We start from the raw sequence: 17,778 nt of genomic DNA, 5'->3' as shown, positions 1-17,778 counted from the left end.
CGATCCTATCCTGACTTTCCATTCGGTACACTATTAACCGGGAGCGGACTTGCAGAATCAACATCTTGACCGATAGCAGACCATGACGCCAACTTCAGGAGCGGGCCCACGTCAGGGAAGCGATCTGCAGCGGCACCTCAGCGCAGCCGTGCAGTGCCGCCGCGCAGGCATGCATCGTACTGCCGGTCGTATAGATGTCATCCACCAGCAGGATCCGTACCGATGGTTTGCCGCCGGAAGCATGCAGATGCTGCAAGTAGCCTGCACAGCCTGCAACTGGTGCAAACAGGCCAGCCATCGCTTGCATGCGCGCTTGCCGATCCTTTTGGCTCTGCCTGCCGGAGTCTCGCGTCCGCACCAGCAGGGAAGCAAGCGGCAGCCGATACCGGCCCGCCAGACCGGCGGCCAGCCGCTGGGCTTGGTTGAAGCCGCGCTCTTCGAGCCGGGCCGCGCTTAGCGGCACATACGTCACGACGTCCCACGGGCTTGCAGCTGTGTTGCCGCGCTGCGCCTCCTGTGCAGCCAACAGCTCATACAGCGGCCAGAGCATGCTCTGCAGCAGCGGTTCCACCGTCTCCACTCCGCGATATTTGTAAGCGGCCAACCACTCCCGCATCACGGGCGTATACCGGACCGCGCTGCGGTTCCAGACGATCTGGCCATGCCGCCGCCCGGGACAATCCAGGCAGTGCTCCGCCCGGCCGCAAGCATGACAGCAGATCTCCTGCGGCTGGATCCATGCAGCTGCACGCAGGCAGCCCTGGCAGAGCTGTTCGCTCACCGGTCCCCGCACAGCAAGCGGTCCGTCAGCCCCGGCGGCGCCTGATCCCTTGTCTGCAGCCGGGAGCACCGGCCGGCCGCACGCCAGACAAGCGGGGTACTGCGGCGCCAGCAGCGACATCAGCTGTCTGAGTCCGCCGACTGCACGCTGGTGCAGACTTTTATGCCATAGCGACATTATATAACACTCCTCTCTACTACGAACAACAGCCTGCGCAGGTTGCACAATCAATCGCTGTCTCCCTCAGACAGCAGGTAGCCGCGGCGGCGCGCCGTCCGGTTCATATACCGGATCTGGCGGATGGCCGAGCCCTGGGCCCGGTTGCGGGCAGGACTGCAAAAGACGATGCGGCCGCGCGGATCGTCGCCCGATCGCCCCGCCCTTCCGGCCATCTGGATGAGCGAGGCATCGTCGAACAGCTTGCCGTCGGCATCGAGGATGATCACATCGCTGCGGGGCACCGTGACGCCGCGCTCGAGGATCGTCGTCGTGACGAGCAGCCGGATCGCGCAGCTGCGAAACCGCATCACCCGCTCCGTACGGTCGGGGTCCTTGGAGGAGGTGCCCTCGATCACCGTGCCGGGAAATGCCTGCCGGAGCAGCTCAACAAGCGGCTCGATATGCTGGATCTGCTGGACGAACACGAACAGCTGCGCGCCCCGGGTCAGCGAGCCGTTCATCGCCCGGAGCAGCACCACAGGAAGCTGCCGGCGCTTGATCAGCTCGGCCACGGATGGGACCCGCAGCAGCTGCGGCACCGGCAGCGGATGCCGGTGGTAACGGACCGGGACAGCGGCATGCGCCAGCTTGCCGCGTCTGGCCGCACGGCGGATCGGGGCAGGCGGGGTGGCGGACAGCAGCACCTGCACGCCCTGCGGCGCCCTCACCTTAGATGCTGCGTAGTAGAGCATCTCGTCTCCGTGGAAAGGAAACGCATCAATCTCGTCGATCACCACCAGGTCAAACGCTTCCGCGAACCGCATCAGCTGGTGTGTCGTCGCCAGCGTGATCTGCCCCTGCTCCCAGCGCTGCTCGCTGCCGCCGTACAGCGTCACCACCGACGCCTCCGGGAAGGCCCGGCGGATCCGGGGATCGAGCTCCAGCACGACATCGCGGCGCGGTGTCGCCACCAGCGCCCGGCCGCCCCGCTCCAGCACCGAATCGATCAGCGGGAAGATCATCTCGGTCTTGCCCGCGCCGGTCACCGCCCAGAGCAGGAAATTGCGCTCTGCAGCATGCGGCGAAGCCGGCGGCGGCTGCTCGATGTAGCGCAGCGCCTGCGTCGCCGCCGCCTGCTGCGCCGGGCTGAGCCCCCAGCGCTGCAGCCTCGCCGCAAGCGGCGCCTGCCATGCGGCGCCGCCACCCCGCTGCATCGGCGCGTGACCCCCGCGCACGAGCAGCTCGCACTCGCGTGCCTTCCCCATGGTCAGGCACGCTTCGCAGTACGCGCACATGCGGCCGCAGCTGCCGCATGGCGTGCGGCGCAGCCGCGCCTCCCCGCTGCCACAGCGCTGGCAGCGGGGCCGGCGCCGCAGGCGCCCCAGCGCCCACAGCCGCCGCGGGACGGTGTCCGCGGCGACGGCGCTGGAGAGGCGCAGCCGGCCCAGCAGGGCCGCCAGCTGGAGCGGCGCGCTCCAGCTGGCGGCCTCGGGCGAGGCCGCGCCTGCGCCTGCGAGCAGGTCGTGCGCTTCGCGGCGCAGCAGCGCACGACCCTGCAAGGCCCGTGCGGCGGCGCCAGCGGCCGCCGCGAGGGCATGGCCTTGCGCGCGCGCAGCTGCCGCCGCGCGCGGGGCGAGGGGGCGGACGCGCGTAAGCAGCGGCCCACTCTGCTCGCTGTCTCGCCCTCCTTTCCCGCTGCTCCGCCCCCATTTCTCGCTGTCTCGCCCTCCTCTCTCGCTGCTCCGCCCCCGTTTCTCGCTGTCTCGCCCTCCCCTCCCGATGCTCAGCGCCCTCTGCTCACCAGATTGTCCTGCTTGACCGCTCTCCCACGCTCCCCAACCGCTAGCTCGCTCCCTGTGCTCAGGACCTCGCACTCCCGTTCCACTATTGCCACTGGGCGGATCTCCCGCTCTGCCATCCCATAACCCTAGTCCACCCGCTACGGCTCCCGACTTGCCAGTCCCCACTTCTCCGGGATCACCTTCATATCTCCACAGATCCACCTCCCCGCCCGGAGCTTTCTTCTCCGTTCTCCCAATCACTCGCCGGACGCATGCGATCAGCCGTTGTCCCGCCTGCCGCTCATCCCCCTGCCACCCCTGATGGCTCCCGGCAAGTCGCCTCCTGCCTCCTTGCTGCCACTGCATTGCAGCTTCGAAGGCCTGACCTAGCGGCAGCGCAGCAGTCCAATACAGCAGGACATCAGCCGCCTCCTGCAGCACCCCCTCCCCCGCATCGGACACCCCTTCACGGAACCCGCCATCCAGCCAATAGCGGATATCGACCTCGATCTCGATACTTGCCTTGGCCTGCCAGCCCTGCGCTGATCGTATGATGTAGACCCATCCCTTCATCCATTGATCTCCCTTCGCCAAATTCGCATTCCCCGCCAGAACGACAAAAAAGCACACCCCGGCGCGACGAAACGCCGATCGGGTGTGCTTCACTCCGTCTTGATCTAGCTTTATCATAATTCATTGCTCAGCGGCGCGCAAGACGAACTGTCGTTGCAGGGCATCACGAAATGCCGTCCTCGCTCAAATCCTGCGCCGCAACCCCATCCGTCACCTTTCATACGAAGGCGCTTCAGCCCCGGCGCAGATCGATCAGAACCGTCCGCTCCTCAGGCTGTGCGACGCCGTGCGAGTGCAGGACCTCAAGGTAGCTCTCCGCATCGGCCTGACGGCCGCCCCACAGCAGCGGCCCCTCCTGTAAGCGCCCCCAATCTCCGGGAGGGGCTTCGCGCCCCGCCTGCTCCGGACTGTCCCCGTTGCTCTCTGCAGCTGGTCCCCGGCCCTCTCCCAAGCTGCCGGCCGTTTCACACCTCAGCACCCGCCACTCTCCCGTTGCAGCAACGCAGACGATCTGATCGTCCTGGCGGAGCAGCTTGCTCGCGATCAGACTGCTATGGCTGGCATCATCCTCATCGATGACCGTCATCCGCGCAGGGATGCCCGACCAGAACGAGCGCCAGCGAATGCGCCGGATCTGCCACTCCAGTCCTTGTTCCTCATGATTGCCGATCAGGATATAATGCTCTATCGTCAAAGCGCGCTTGCTCCGGAACCGTCCGTGAAGGTGGACCGCCAGCATCGCCGCCAGGTAGCAGGAAATTACCCAAATGAAAATAGCTGTCATCAGAGCCGCCTCCCTTGTTGAGACACTATATGCTCTGATGGGCGCAGCGGTGACATACGTCCATGTACGCACACACGTACCCGGGCAACCTCCAGCCGTCCGACTCCTGATGGATTAATTCCATTGCACGTCTTATGTTTCCAATATAAAAAAGGAGAGTGCGGCTAACACTCTCACGCATGGAAGTTTGGGCGGTTCATTCCTCCGGACTTGCTTATGAGAGGAAATGACCCGGGCCCTGGCCTCAACCTGGACGGGTCATTGCTTGTTCCTAAACGTCATTATTGCTATGACAAGCATCCCCCTTTCAGGAGGAAGCCGCCGCCCAAATTGTTCCATGCATTACTTCGATTTCAATACTCACCTTACGGCATCATCCAACTTGCTTCTCCACATCAGCCACCTTCCCATTCAACACGAATTTTCGAATTCATTTTACCGAGTTGTACCATTTCAACTTATCCAATATGAATTTTCGTACTCGTTGTGCTATTTCCATTGATTTTAGGCAAACGAATTTGAAAAATCACATTCGCAGCGCGCACATCCTGTTCATTACAATTAAATACAAAGGGACTGCACAAGCAGCCCCCAACATCACTAAAATATGTCGGTTTCCGTACTCACTCTTCTGCATCCTCAAACCCCGCTGCGCCGTGCACCTCCCAGCATCAGCTTCAACCCGCCGCCGAACAGCAGCAGCGTAATGACGCCGATCTGGACATAACGCTGCATCTCGCGCACCCAGAACTGGTTGCTGCCGAATAGATCGACCAGCCAGTGGTAGATGAATTGGTTAAACACGATATAACCGGCCAGCAGGATCATCCCTGCGCCCAGCCAGCGACGGCTGCCCGAGAGACCGGAGACGATCGGCACGTCCTCGATAAACCCTTCCATCCGCTCATAGCGGGCGCCGAGCTGCAGCGCGTCGAAGAACGCGAAGCACCAGATAACCGGCACCAGGAACATGAAGAATGTCAGATACAGCACATCCAGCAAGTAAAACGAGAGCAGGAACGCCCCCATCAGTTGGAGTCCGCGCTGTTGGGCGCCGAGATACATGTGGCCCGCACCCGGGATGACAGCGAGCAGCGTCGTCAGCAGCCGGCTGCGTCTGCCGCCCGCCCGCTGCGCATCCCAGTCCTCCAGGATCGACCGGTCCTGCAGCGGCTCTCCCAGCTGCTTGCGCTCCAGCTGCCGCACCGCATCGAACAGCCCGTACAGCCAGATGATCGGCAGCACGACCAGGAAGAGGATGAACCGCTCGCTCGCCATCGCGCTCATGAACAAGATGACGCTCGCGAGCCCGAAGAAGCCGAGCAGTAGCGTCAAGCCGCGCTGCATCAGTCCGAGCTGGAAATGCGCCAGTCCCGGCACAGCCGACAGCAGGATCGTGTAGAAGCGCTCGCTGGCATTGCGGCGGTTCGGATCGTATCCAGGAGCATAGGGCACGCTGCCGCCATAAGCCGCGCCTTCATAACCGCCTGCCGGACCATGGGCAGGGCCGTAAGCGGGACCGCTCTCCCGGTACATCCCGCCGCCAGGATGGGGGGGCACAGCTGCACCAGGGGACGGCCTGACCAACAGGTACCACATCATATCCAATATATTGATTGCCCAAATGCCAAACGCCACCAGGCCCATGAACAGGAACGGCTCACCGCTGCCCATCATGATCGACAGGACAAAGCCGATCCCCAGCCCCCCGATGACCAGAAACGGATACAAAAACGCCCGCACCCGCCGCTGAATCATATAATGTCCAAGCCCCGGTATGAGGGACATCAGCAATAACGCAATTCCGCTTAACTGCACACTTTTCACTCCTCCGCGCCGGCTGACGCTGCAGCCCCGCCTGATTTCTCCAACCGCTAACCTGTTAACTAATGAACTTACTGATGCATCCAACGCCTCGCGACTCGAGCCGCTGCAAACCTACTGCCATATAGCAGTTATTTCGGCGCTCCACCATACTTTGGGGCTCATTCGACTGCCATACGGCAGTTATTTCGGCGCTCCGCCCCGCTGCGGACTCATCCGACTTGCCCTTCGGCAGATATTTCGGCGCATTACCCGGCTACCGGGCACCTCAGCCCTCCGACCCCGGCTCCCTGGAGGCCATCCACTCATCCAATATCCTTGTCGTCCGCTCCATCAGGCGCTCCGTGATCGTCGGCTGCTTCTCGCCCGCCAGCTGTTCCTCGCCCCGTGGCGCCGTATCTGCCAGATAGTCCTGCAAAACCCCGCTCGAGAAGAAAAACAGTGTCAAACTGGCTGCGATCACATAGTGGATCAGGGCGCTCCTGCGCTCTCGGCTGGTCGACCGCCGTCTCCGGCGTCTGCCTGCCCACTGCACCTCTTGGTGCTCCCGCACCCTGATGAGCAGCGCTGTTGCCCCTTGCTCACTCAGGTCCGCTACAGCTTCCGCTTCCTCCAACACGCGCATGTACTGCGCCAAACAGTCCTCACAGCTGTACAGATGGTTCTCTGCCTCTTCCCGCTCTTGCGGCGACAGCTCCGAGGAAAAGGCATACTGCCGCCAAAACGCTTCACTCTGATGCTTCATTCCTGCTCCTCCCCTCGCTTCCAACGTTCCCGCATCCATTGTCTGGCACGGTACAGCCGTGACTCGATCGTCTTGGCGGCCACCCGCTCGCCTTTGGCGATCTCCTGCTGATTTTTGCCCTGCCAGTAAAACGCCTCGATCACCCGCCTGTAGCCTTCCGGCATCGTGCCGATGAAACGGCTCATCGTCTCCCGGCGTTCGGCCTCAAGCAGCCGCTCGGCCACCCGCCCATCTGCCTCATCTCCCTGTGGCGGCGGCTCCGCCCGCTCCGGCTGATCGGTCAGCACCGAACGCTGCCGCAGCCGCTGCTGCCTGCGCTTGTGGTCGATAGCCTTGTTGACGGCGATACGCGTCATCCAGGTTTTGAGTCCTTGCTGTCGATAGCCGGGAAGGGAGAGGTAGATCGCGACGAAGGTGTCCTGCAGCGCGTCTTCGGCATCTTTGGCGTGACGCAGCACGGCGTAGATGGCGGCGTACAGGTCTTGACGATACTTGCGAATCAACTGCTCGAAGGCTACTTCATCGCCCTCAAGCATTCGGGTTACCCACTCTTCATCACTGATTATCTCTCCTCCTCCCGCTTCGTTTTCACTCCTAATATCTAATTAGACGACGTTCAACCGCCTAACCCCTGCAAAGTGGACAAAAAAAAATTGCTCCGCCAAGCAGCAGTTCGAGCAGCTTACAGGTATGCCCAGCACCAAAAAACTCCGGAGCCGCACGGCTCCGGAGTTTTTATAACCCTCTTATGTTAGCTTACAACGTCACCCAGCCGTTTTTGATCGAGTTGATCACCGCTTGCGTGCGGTCGTCGACCTCCATTTTCTGGAGGATGCTGCTGACATGGTTTTTGACCGTCTTTTCACTGATATATAGGAACTCGCCGATATTTTTGTTGCTCTTGCCCTCGGCCATCAGACGCAGGACCTCCGCCTCCCGGCGGGTGAGCGGATTGTTCTCCCCGGCGACAAATTTCACGCCTGTCTCCTCGGAAGCCGCGGCGCCAGAACCCGCGCCGATCTCGTCAAGATATGTCATCCGGCGCAGCTGGTTGATCAGCTTGCCCGTCACTTTGGGATGGATGTAGGCATGACCGTTAACAACGGACCGGATCGCATTGACGAGCGCCTCCGCCTCCATGTCCTTCAGCAGGTAGCCCGTTGCGCCCTTGCGCAGCGTCTCAAACACATAGCTCTCGTCATCGTGGATCGAGAGGATGATGACTTTGACATCGGGGAAGATGTCGCGCAGCCGCTCAGTAGCGATGACCCCATTCTCGATGGGCATATTGATGTCCATCAGGACGACCTCGGGCTTTTGCCGGTTGCAGAACTCCAGGACCTGAATCCCGTTGCCGCACTCTCCGATCACTTCGAGGTCGTCTTCCATATTCAAGATGCGCTTCAGCCCCTCGCGAAACAGCTGGTGGTCATCCGCTATAAGTACTTTGATCGTCCGGTTCCCCGGTGCTTTCACGTCCATCGTCAATTACTCCTTCCTAGGCTCCGCATTAATGGGAATGTGTATTGTAATCTTGGTTCCCTGATTGATTGCTGACTCGATTTCCATCCTCCCCTCGAGCAGCTCGACTCTCTCGCGCATGCCGATCAGTCCGAAGCTGGAATTGTCCTTGGCCTTGGCCTCGGTCAGGTCAACGTGGAACCCGGTTCCATTGTCCTGAATGACAATCTTGACTATGTGCGCCTGATAGGTGATTCCGAGCGAAACGATGGAGGGACTGGCGTGCTTGAGCGCATTCGTATAGGCTTCCTGAACCAATCGATAGATCGCCGCTTCCATCGCGGAAGGCAATCTGATCTCCCGCCCGACTGTCTCAAACGTCGTCCTTATTCTCGCTTTTTCTTCAAAATCCTGCACATATTTCCGCAAGGTAGGTACTAAGCCCAAGTCATCCAAAGCCATCGGTCGCAGATTGAAAATAATTTTCCGGATTTCTTCAATACCCAGACGTACCTGACCCTTCAAATCTACTAATTCGTCCTGTACTAATCCAAATTCCTTCTTTTGCAGCATTCTTTCTGCAATTTCCGTCCTAAGGACTAGATGTGCCAATGATTGAGCGGGACCATCATGGATTTCTCTGGCAATCCGCTTACGTTCTTCCTCTTGCGCCAGGATGATTTTGAGACCAATGGCCTGCCTGTTCTTGGCTGACTCCAGGATTCTGGTCACCTGGTTTAGGTCTCCCGAGAGGTACTCCAGTACTACATTTACTTGTGAGCTGATCGTCTCAGCCCTTTCGATCGATTGTTCGACATTTTTTACGCGCTTCTGCAGGTCGTCTCTTCGCGCCTTCAGATAGGCTTCCTTCTCCCGGTACACCATTAGATCCAGCTGGATCTGCGTCGCTTTCTCATAAGCGGACTTGATGTCGGCCTCTTTGTACCTCACAAAATCCCGGCTGACCTCGGTCAGCCGGATCCGGGAACGGCGATAGTCCAGCTCGAGCCGATCGACCTTATCGATCGTCTCCGCTGTTTCCTTGAACACCGTCTCAAGCTCCTGCGTCATCAGCAGGAGCTCTTGGCGGGCAGATTCGCAGATCTCGAAGATCTGATATTTGCTGTCTTCCATCACATGGATGGCGTTTTTGATCACGCGGTCGATGTCATTGATTCGATAATTCAAGTGCGCCTCGGCTCGCTTTCTCATTGGAGGATGCTTCTACCATCATACCATATTCCGATGAAACAAGACCTATCTTATTGAATGGTAATAATCTTCTGGACTGCATCATAGTGGACCTTAAGTCCAAGCTGCTCGGAGACGAGCCTCACCGGGACCAGCGTCCTGTTGTTGCGGATGATTGGCGCCGCCAATGCTTCCTGCCGTTTGCCGTTGATCACATACGACTTCTGGTCCAGCCACAGCTCCAACAGCTTGTCGCCGCGCAGGAAGGTCGCCCGCTTCGCCTGATTGTCCCAGGCAACGTTGCCTTTGATCGCATCTGACACGAACTTCAGCGGCAGATACGTCACGCCGTTCAGCGCGACCGGCGCCACATCGAGCTTGGTCGCCGTACCGCCGATCGTCGCATCCGTCTTGCCGAGCGTCATCTTGATCGTCGGCGTGTTCGGCTGTACAGCCGATGCCGGGTAGTGGAAGCCGATATTGTCGATGGCGATCTGGCCGGTTGCCGCACGTTCGCTCTGGCCCTGCTCGGGGTTAGCTACATAGAGACGCTTCACCTTGACGGGGTACGTCATGCCCAGCTTGCTCAGATCGGCTTTGACCGTGCGCCAGCCTGTCCAGTCCAGCGGCCGGGCCAGGTCGACATAGTGCAGCTTGCCTGCTGCATCCGTCACCTCGGCGCGTACCCAGTTGCCGCTGCCGTCGCCGTAGATGTCCGCAGAGATCGCCAGCGGCGTGCCATCGACAGCCCGTCCGTCGCCGTTCAGCGCGGCATAGGCCGCCTTGGTGCCTGTCCCCGCCGTGAAGTCATAGTTGATGATCAGTCCTTTGGACTGCATGCCGCTCAGACTGTTCCCGATCGTGACGGAGCCTTTCGTCTCATTGGGCGTCGCCTGGAACGTGATCGGGTAGGCGACATTCTCGAAGTTCTCCCAGGTCCGCTCTGCGCTCGCATCGCCAGCCGCAAAATAGACGAGCGCGGAGTAGCCGTCATAACGGGCGATTGCCGTGCCGGAGGTCGCGCCCTGGTTCACCTGTCCCACATTGAGCACGCCATCCTTCACCTCGCCGGTGAAGCCGCTCAGCTCCCACCGCACCGACTCGGCAGGCAGCGTCATCTCGCGGCCGTCGGTCAGCTTGATACGTACGGGTACATTGATGGATGCGCCGGCTTGCAGCGATGCCGACGATGCGGCCACCGTCATCTCGCTGATCTGGCTGGCGCCGATGACCTCAACAGCCAGTTTATCGGATGCCGATCCCGACTTGACCGTCAGCGTCGTCTTGCCGGAGCGGCTTGGCGTAAATGTGCTGCCGTTCATGGCCCCGCCGCCTTCTACGCTCCACTGCGCCGTCATGCCTGTCGGCTCGATCGGATTGTAGTAAGTGTCATAGGCTTTCAATGAGTACCCTGCCGATTGTCCCAGGAAGACGATGCTCGGGCCGCTCGCCTTGATGCCTCTGACCTCGCCTTTGGGAGCCGATGTGTAGACGCCGATGCCGTTGATGACGCGGCGCTCCGTCGTACCGCCGCTGTTCTCGGTCGGATGGGCCAGCCCCACCTCGAACTCGCCGAGCGGCCGGGCAGCCATCGTCGTCGAGCCGCCGCCATCGAGATTGAGCCCTTTCCAGACGCCGAGCCGCACCATCACTTCCTGCAGCTCCTTCAGCGTCATGCCGGAGCTGTTGCCGTAGTCCTCGACCGTGACCATATATACCTTCTTGTTGTCCCGGGAGTAACCGACCGCAGTCCGCGAGCGGGCACTGTTGCCGCTGATGCTGCTGACGTCGCGCGAGAAGCTGGCCGCTTTGCCGTCATTGATCAGGATCGTATGGCCCCCTACCATCATCTGATAGGAGCCCGGGTCCTTCTTGGCCCCTGTAGAGAGCGAGGTCAGATTGTAGTTGGCGTTGACCGTCTGGCCGACCGTCAGATGCTGCTTGGCAAACTGGGCGGCCGTCCCGTGGGTACGCAGGATGTAGCCGTTGGCCGGCGGTTGCACAGGCAGCGTGCCGCCCTCTGCGACTTGCGTCACAACCCCGTTCTCCACGAGGATCTCGGTCGGCGTCGTGGCGCTGTTCTTCGTGTTGGGGCGCTCCGCCGCCGTCCAGGCGCTCGTATAGATGTACATCGCGTTGACGTGGCTATACGTCCCTGTCCCGCTCGCCGGCTCGGTCGTATAGGACGCCTGGTTGATGCCGGCGAGCGGGAAGCTGCCGCCGCTGGCCGTCGACACCGTCCCCTCGAAGCCGAACTGGTCGATCACAGGGATGCGATCATTAGAGATCGCGAATGCGTACATGCCTTTGAGCACGGACGGGCTCGACATCAGGGAGCCGCTGATGATCTGGGCTCCCATCGGCACGCCTTCCGCGCCCATGTTGAAATAGTCCGCGTTGACGCCGGCTACGGCGCCGGTTTCTTTGGCCATATTGGTTGTCGTATTGGTGTTGGTCAGGTTGTTGTTCTTGCCGCTCATCACGTTCAGCGAGACATGCGGATTGGTGAGGTCAATCTCAATAACATGCACATTGGCCTGCACCGATTTGCCGGACCGGGTACCGGTCCATATGTAATCGAGCCTTTTGGCCCCTGCCGTAATCATCGATTCGGTGGTCTGCTTGAAGCTGGTGGTCACGGCTGCAGCTGCGACCTGCGACCCTCCGAGCGTATGGCCCAGGAACGGGCTCGTCCCTGCCAGCGGCTGCAGCAGCAGCGTGCCGCCCAGGGCGATGATCAGCACCCGCTTCGCCAGCTTGTTGCTTCTGCTTCTTCTTGCGGCAGCCCGGTTGGCCTGCGCCTGGATCTCCTGCTGCATCCCGTCCCCTGTCGTCCCGCGCGACCGTCCCCGTCTGTCCACTTCCCGTTTACGCATAATCTGGCAACTCTCCCATCTTGAAATCTACTACTAATAGACTACTAAAGTTCGGAAAAAGTTACGCTAGATGAGAATATATTAATGTCGGCCGGAGCAACTTTTGGGTAGGGATGGGCGTTTAGGGGGGGTGATGTGGAATTAGATTCAATAATGAAGATCTTTTGGGTGTGGAATACCAGTCCGCCTCTCAATAAGAAGAAGCCCCGCGATGTGCGAAGCTCCTGCTTTTCATATGGTTTCACTTTCTTCTATACTAGCAAGTAAATACCATAAAGTGCTGTCGACCCTACGGTAGTTCTAGGACTCACTTCCATATAAAGTGTCGCTCCGGCTGGAACATAGACTGCGTAGAAATCATTATATCCACCAATTCCACCATCAGGTGCATATACTTTTGAAGAAAGCACCCCATTTGGATATCTAATTTGATACGCAAAAGCATAATTGTATGCATCTGGATTGATAAGCGTAAAATCAACAAACTCATCAATTCCAGTGTTATTCGTCCACGAAAACCAATCTACATCACTGGAGCTTGCAAGGGGAAGCCAGGTGGGGTTGCAGGCCCCTCCACCACTAATATTACATGGAGTCAAAGGAATAGCAGTTTCTCTAGTATCACCAATTCCAATAGCAGTAGGACTGACTTCGGTAGCAAAAGCCGCCTGCGAGAAAGTCAACATACAGAGTGCAATGATAAGTACAAATAGCTTCTTAATCTTCATCAATATCCCTCCAGCTAACTGTATTAAGATGCCGGCCAGCTATCTGTATCCAATTTTACACAAGATTCCAAATGTTGGGTATGGGACGAATCTACCAAAAAGTTACATAATCTCTTAACAAGCTTATCGCATCGTGTCAGTCTGTGTCAGTCTACACACATGCACACAAATACCCCGCCCCGCCGCGCTCATCCATGAGCGTCGGCGAGGCGGGGCAGCGCCCTGCTTCAGTATCGTATAGGTCTGTTATAGGTTGTGGGCGGTCTTCAGGTGCGACACTTCCGCAGCCGACAGACCGGTCAATGCGACGACAACCATGCTGTGCATGCGCTGCTTCAGCATCTTTACCGCCAAGCGCTCCTGCTCCCTGCGGTCGCTGTCATCCTGCAGCAGCGATTCATCCTCGCCGCAGCCGACCGGCTGGCTGGCATCCCAAGTCATGCTTACTCCTCCTCCGCATCCTTGCGTCTATACATCCATGAAGCCGATATGGCCGAGCATCCGTTTGATCATGACGACCGCCTGGGCGCGTGTTGCGTCCGAGCGCGGACTAACCGTATCGGCCGTCATGCCGTTGATGATGCCGGCATCGACCGCACGCGCCAGATCATCGCGGGCCCACGGCGCTACATTGCCGGAGTCCTTGAACCGCGACAGATACGTGCCGCTGCTCTGCGAGAGATCGATGCGGACACCGGCGGTTCCGGCGGCCCGGATCATCATCGCTGCCATCTCCTGACGGGTGATCGACTGCTCCGCCCGGAAGGTCCCGTCCGGCAGACCTTCGACGATCCCGGCCTTGCTGACGGCGCCGATGTAGGCGGCCATCGTCGAGCCTGTATTGACGTCGCTGAAGCGGCTCGCAGCCGCTTTGTCGCCGGAGAGACCGAGGCCTCTGGCGATGAAGACGGCAAACTCGCCCCGGGTCACCGCTCTGTTGGGATCGAAGGTCGTCACTGTACGTCCCTCGGCGACGAACTTGTTGGCCAGCATCAGGATATCGTTGCGTCCCCAGTGGTTGGCCAGATCGCTGTAGTCCTGCAGCCCATTGATCACGGCATAGGCGCTGTTGCCTTTGCGCATATAGCTGATCGTAGTGGCGCCGCCGCTGCTGGTTACCTTCGTCGGTACATAGGATAACGCGTTCGTCTCCGGGTCCAGCCAGACGGCTGCCGTCTTGCGCGGATCCAGCCCGACAGCGGTCCGTACCGTCCGGGTGATGTAGCCCGGGAAGCTCGTCACGGGCTTGTCGATGCCGCCTACCGAGGCGGACAATTCGAAGCTCATCGGACTGACCATCACCTGCGCTCTCGTGCGGCTGATCGCCGACATGAGCGCCCCTGATTCACTGGTCTGGTTGGGCTCCAGCTCGATCAGCAGCTGCCCTGACGCGCCTGCCAATTGCTCCAGCTCGCGGAAATCCAGCGAAGTCAGCGGGATCTCATAGGTCGTGTCCTTGTAGAGGACGGCAAACACGCTATCCGCCGCCAGATTCTTCGCATCCTCCAACTGGCGGAACGGCACCGCGACGATCGCCGCCATCTCGCTGCTTGGCACCGTAAACTGCACCCGCGGCTGCTGACTGCTGCCGCCGCTCCGGATCGTCTGATACGCCGATTGGATCTTGTCCGCTGCCAAGTTATAGCGCTGGACGACCCTTCCTGCCGGCGACATCGCCGAGTGCTTCGTGGCGACCGACGTTTTGATATTGATCCCGCCGCGATCCGAAGTCTCAAAATCCTCGGGCAGGATGACGCCGCCTCCACCTGAACCGCCGCCCTGGCCATTCGTCACCGGATAGTCGGTGAATGAAGCGATCGTCACACCGCCCGTGCTCTGCAGCTGCGTGCCTGATGCATTATACGTGACCGACACCGACTCGCCTGCATTGGCACTGCGGTACAGCTGCAGCGTCACTGTAGAGCCGTTGACGGATACGTTCGTGACCGTCTGGACGATGCCCTGCAGCCGGACATAGAACTGCGCCGTGCTCGGCACATAAGCCGGATTGAGCGTGTAAGGGAAGACGATCGTCAGCGTCTGTCCCTGCACATAGGCTGAGGTAATCTGCGAGTTATCGCCGCTGACGCTGCCCGCCGCCTGATTGGAGAACGGCGCCGCCGCATTGCCCGACAGATCCGTCAGCTGCGGATAGCCGCCCAGGTAGCTTACCTGTACCAGCTGACCGCTCGTCAAGGACGTGCTCAGGTTCAGGAAGACCTGTGAGCCGTTGATCTCCACGCTGCTCACCGTACGGGCTGTCCCGTCCGCCAGCACGGTGTAGTTGGCCGCAGTCGGCACAGCGCCCGGATTCAGCGCCTCATTGTACACCAGCGTCACTCTGGTTCCCGCTGCCGAGATATGCTGCAGCACTGGCGGCGTCGTATCCAGCGCATTGCGGACGCCGAAGCCGCTGAAGCTCTGAACGGCATTGCCCGAGACGTCGCGGAGCGGATAGGAGCCCACGCTATAATTGACCGTCACGGACTGCCCATCCGTGATCGGCGAGCTGAGGGTGATCAGCAGCTGCGTGCCGCTCGTCGAGACGGACGCGATGCTCCGGTACCCGCCGCCCGCATACACGGTGAACTGACCGGCGCCGCTGCTCGACAGAGAGGCAAGCCGCTCATTGAAGGTGATCTGAATCAGCGAGCCGCTGACGGTGCCGCTCGTCGGACGCGGCAGTGTCGTCGATTGGGTGTTGCTGACGACTGTACCGTTCAGACCGGCTGCCTGGTTCCCCGACAGATCCTGGATCGGTCTGGTCCCTTTCGTATAGGACACCTTCACCTCTTGTCCGAACACTACGCCGCTCTGCAGCGTCAGGGTCACTGTCGTCCCCTCCACGGCTACGGCCGTCACGGTGCGCGGCGTATTGCTGACCGTCACATGGAAGTTGGCCGGCGAGGGTACAGAAGCCGGGTCGAGCTCTTTGTTGTACGTCAGGATGATGCGCGTGCCGCCGGTCATCTCGGACTTGCTCAGCTGCGGCAGCGCCGTGTCGGAGCTGACGGTCCGGAAGGCCCAGCGGTATTCATTGAGGATGCCGCCAAAGTTATTGCCCGCGATATCCTGCACCGCGCCTTCCTCCATCTCGACATAATACGACGTATTGACCCGCATCGGATCATTGGCCGGTACCGTCAGGATGAGACGGCGGTTGTTGTCCGGGTCGATCTCCACCGCTGGCGTAATCGACGGCGCAACGTTGCTGCTGCCGGCGCCGCGGATGAGGATCCGCCCCGTGCCGAGCTGGATCGGTTCATTGAAGGTCGCCGTCAGCCTGCCTGTCCGCGGGACATTCGTCGCGCCATTGTCAGGGGACAGACTGGAGATCGCCGGCGGCGTCGTATCCTGAGTGACCGAGAACCGCCAGGTGGTCTGGTCGGTATCCGGAATACCCGCGTAATTGTTGCCTGCGGCATCGCGGAACGCCTGACCGCCGACCTGTACATAATAGGAGGTGTTATTGACGTACTGGACGTTCGGCGTGATCAGGATCTTGTCCGTGCCGCCACCGGTAACCTGGCTGGAGGTGACCGGTATGGATGTCAGAACGGCATGGTTCTGGCGGTTGCGGATGACGATATTGCCGCTGCCAGGATAGACCGGCTCACTGAATTTCATCTCCAGCCGGGTATTCAGTGCCGTCACGGTGCCGCTATTGTGCGCCGCAGAAGGCGACAGCTCGGTCACTCTCGGCGGGATCGTGTCCATGCCCGGGAACGTCGAGAAGTTCCACTGCGTCGCGTCCGTGATGCCCTGGAAGGCCACCGCAGGATTGCTGGCGCTGACGAATGCGCCCTGGTCCACAAGTACATAATAGGCTTGATTGATGGTGAGATTCGGGTTGGTCACCCGAACCACGCGGGAATCATTGACGTCGATAGAGACAAGATTGCTGGTCGCCACATTATATTCCCGTACCGTCGCATTATTGGAGACGTTCTTGATGACGATCGTCCCGGTCCCTTTGGCCACTGGCTGATCAAATGTCATCTGCAGTGCCGTCAGGGAGCTGACACCTGTCGCATCATCCGGAGGCGACAGTGCAGGCATCGCCATCGGCGGGCCGGATGTGCTGAAGGTCCAGTTACTAAGACCTGTATAGCTGTTGCCAGAAGCGTCTCTAAAAGCGCCGCTGCTGACCGATACGCGATAGCTGCTGCTGGGCGCAAGCGGTGTCGACGGCGTAATTGTGATCGTGCTGCTGCCGCTGCCTCGGATGTTGGTCGTCGTGACGCCGATCAGCTCCGTATCTACGACTGTGCCGTTCTGATTCAGACGCTGAATCGTCACATTGCCGCTGGAGGCATACACCGTCTCGTCAAACTCCAGCTGAAGGGAACCGCCCATCTCGATGATGCCGCTTTGCGCAGGGTACCGGTCGATTAGCACCGGCGCCCGGTTATCCACTGCAGTCACTGTGAAATTCCAGACGGTTGCATCAGAGATCCCGGCGTAGTTTTGCCCATTCGCATTACGAAAGGCGCCTGGATCAATAAGGATGTAATATTCTGTGTTCAATTGCAGCGTGCTCGAAGCAGGCCGGATTCGCACCTGCCGGTCCGATCCGATCGTTACGGCTGAGCTCGTCGCGACGACGAAGCTCTCCGCTATCGAGTTGTCCGCTACTCTGCGGATCGTCACAGCCGCCGACCCTGTGCCTCTGACGACATTCTCGTCAAATTGCAGCTGCAGCACCGCATTGGGCGATACATTCGTTGCATTGTCGTTTGGAGAGGTGGCAAACAATAACGGGCCGTTCGGCCCCGCTTGGGCGATTGATGTGGTAGAAGGCAGACCGGTTGATACAAGCTGTACGATCATGATGGCTGCCAGAAGGATGGATATCATTTTGCAAGTCCGCAACAC

General features: G+C 59.9%; 12 protein-coding genes. All 12 read right to left on the bottom strand.

The window, feature by feature from the left end:
* Nucleotides 1–94: 94 nt before the first annotated feature.
* The 12 genes from ABC336_RS18820 to ABC336_RS18765 all read right to left on the bottom strand — a co-directional run bounded on the left by ABC336_RS18820 (nucleotide 95) and on the right by ABC336_RS18765 (nucleotide 17,778).
* Nucleotides 95–958 (bottom strand): ComF family protein, encoded by an 864-nt coding sequence (locus ABC336_RS18820; RefSeq protein WP_413240100.1) that lies wholly within the window; start codon nucleotides 956–958, stop codon nucleotides 95–97.
* A gap of 50 nt (nucleotides 959–1,008) precedes the next feature.
* Nucleotides 1,009–3,294 carry an ATP-dependent helicase ComFA gene (locus tag ABC336_RS18815; protein ID WP_413240099.1) on the bottom strand — a complete coding sequence of 762 codons (2,286 nt, stop codon included), beginning with the start codon at nucleotides 3,292–3,294 and terminating at the stop codon, nucleotides 1,009–1,011.
* Nucleotides 3,295–3,526: 232 nt separating this feature from the next.
* The gene (locus ABC336_RS18810; protein ID WP_413240098.1) at nucleotides 3,527–4,078 is read right to left on the bottom strand and encodes a hypothetical protein; all 552 of its coding nucleotides are present in this window, start codon (nucleotides 4,076–4,078) and stop codon (nucleotides 3,527–3,529) included.
* Between the two features lie 639 nt (nucleotides 4,079–4,717).
* Nucleotides 4,718–5,896, bottom strand: coding sequence for a hypothetical protein (locus tag ABC336_RS18805; RefSeq protein ID WP_413240097.1), 1,179 nt, complete (start codon nucleotides 5,894–5,896; stop codon nucleotides 4,718–4,720).
* A 274-nt stretch (nucleotides 5,897–6,170) separates the two neighbouring features.
* Nucleotides 6,171–6,647: an anti-sigma factor gene (locus tag ABC336_RS18800; protein WP_413240096.1), complete on the bottom strand. Its 477-nt coding sequence runs from the start codon at nucleotides 6,645–6,647 to the stop codon at nucleotides 6,171–6,173.
* The gene (locus ABC336_RS18795; protein WP_413242559.1) at nucleotides 6,644–7,210 is read right to left on the bottom strand and encodes an RNA polymerase sigma factor; all 567 of its coding nucleotides are present in this window, start codon (nucleotides 7,208–7,210) and stop codon (nucleotides 6,644–6,646) included. Before ABC336_RS18795 ends, ABC336_RS18800 begins: the two co-directional genes overlap by 4 nt.
* A 193-nt stretch (nucleotides 7,211–7,403) precedes the next feature.
* Nucleotides 7,404–8,129 carry a response regulator gene (locus tag ABC336_RS18790; protein WP_413240095.1) on the bottom strand — a complete coding sequence of 242 codons (726 nt, stop codon included), beginning with the start codon at nucleotides 8,127–8,129 and terminating at the stop codon, nucleotides 7,404–7,406.
* Nucleotides 8,130–8,135: 6 nt separating this feature from the next.
* The gene (locus tag ABC336_RS18785) at nucleotides 8,136–9,320 is read right to left on the bottom strand and encodes a sensor histidine kinase (RefSeq protein ID WP_413240094.1); all 1,185 of its coding nucleotides are present in this window, start codon (nucleotides 9,318–9,320) and stop codon (nucleotides 8,136–8,138) included.
* Between the two features lie 50 nt (nucleotides 9,321–9,370).
* Nucleotides 9,371–12,175 (bottom strand): stalk domain-containing protein, encoded by a 2,805-nt coding sequence (locus tag ABC336_RS18780; RefSeq protein WP_413240093.1) that lies wholly within the window; start codon nucleotides 12,173–12,175, stop codon nucleotides 9,371–9,373.
* 251 nt (nucleotides 12,176–12,426) lie between these two features.
* Nucleotides 12,427–12,903 (bottom strand): hypothetical protein, encoded by a 477-nt coding sequence (locus ABC336_RS18775; RefSeq protein WP_413240092.1) that lies wholly within the window; start codon nucleotides 12,901–12,903, stop codon nucleotides 12,427–12,429.
* 246 nt (nucleotides 12,904–13,149) lie between these two features.
* On the bottom strand, nucleotides 13,150–13,344 hold the full coding sequence (locus ABC336_RS18770; RefSeq protein ID WP_413240091.1) for a hypothetical protein: 195 nt from the start codon (nucleotides 13,342–13,344) through the stop codon (nucleotides 13,150–13,152).
* A 27-nt stretch (nucleotides 13,345–13,371) separates the two neighbouring features.
* Nucleotides 13,372–17,778: an Ig-like domain-containing protein gene (locus tag ABC336_RS18765; protein ID WP_413240090.1), complete on the bottom strand. Its 4,407-nt coding sequence runs from the start codon at nucleotides 17,776–17,778 to the stop codon at nucleotides 13,372–13,374.

Source organism: Paenibacillus jepli (assembly GCF_047238105.1).
In the GTDB taxonomy this organism is placed as follows: domain Bacteria; phylum Bacillota; class Bacilli; order Paenibacillales; family Paenibacillaceae; genus Paenibacillus_D.
This window is presented reverse-complemented; position numbering and strand designations above follow the sequence as displayed.

Excerpts from the sequence above, each read along its gene's own strand:
- ABC336_RS18810 (WP_413240098.1), bottom strand. The coding sequence starts at position 4,078 with ATGACAGCTATTTTCATTTGGGTAATTTCCTGCTACCTGGCGGCGATG.
- ABC336_RS18820 (WP_413240100.1), bottom strand. The coding sequence starts at position 958 with ATGTCGCTATGGCATAAAAGTCTGCACCAGCGTGCAGTCGGCGGACTC.
- ABC336_RS18785 (WP_413240094.1), bottom strand. The coding sequence starts at position 9,320 with ATGAGAAAGCGAGCCGAGGCGCACTTGAATTATCGAATCAATGACATC.
- ABC336_RS18790 (WP_413240095.1), bottom strand. The coding sequence starts at position 8,129 with ATGGACGTGAAAGCACCGGGGAACCGGACGATCAAAGTACTTATAGCG.
- ABC336_RS18770 (WP_413240091.1), bottom strand. The coding sequence starts at position 13,344 with ATGACTTGGGATGCCAGCCAGCCGGTCGGCTGCGGCGAGGATGAATCG.
- ABC336_RS18775 (WP_413240092.1), bottom strand. The coding sequence starts at position 12,903 with ATGAAGATTAAGAAGCTATTTGTACTTATCATTGCACTCTGTATGTTG.
- ABC336_RS18800 (WP_413240096.1), bottom strand. The coding sequence starts at position 6,647 with ATGAAGCATCAGAGTGAAGCGTTTTGGCGGCAGTATGCCTTTTCCTCG.
- ABC336_RS18815 (WP_413240099.1), bottom strand. The coding sequence starts at position 3,294 with ATGAAGGGATGGGTCTACATCATACGATCAGCGCAGGGCTGGCAGGCC.
- ABC336_RS18780 (WP_413240093.1), bottom strand. The coding sequence starts at position 12,175 with ATGCGTAAACGGGAAGTGGACAGACGGGGACGGTCGCGCGGGACGACA.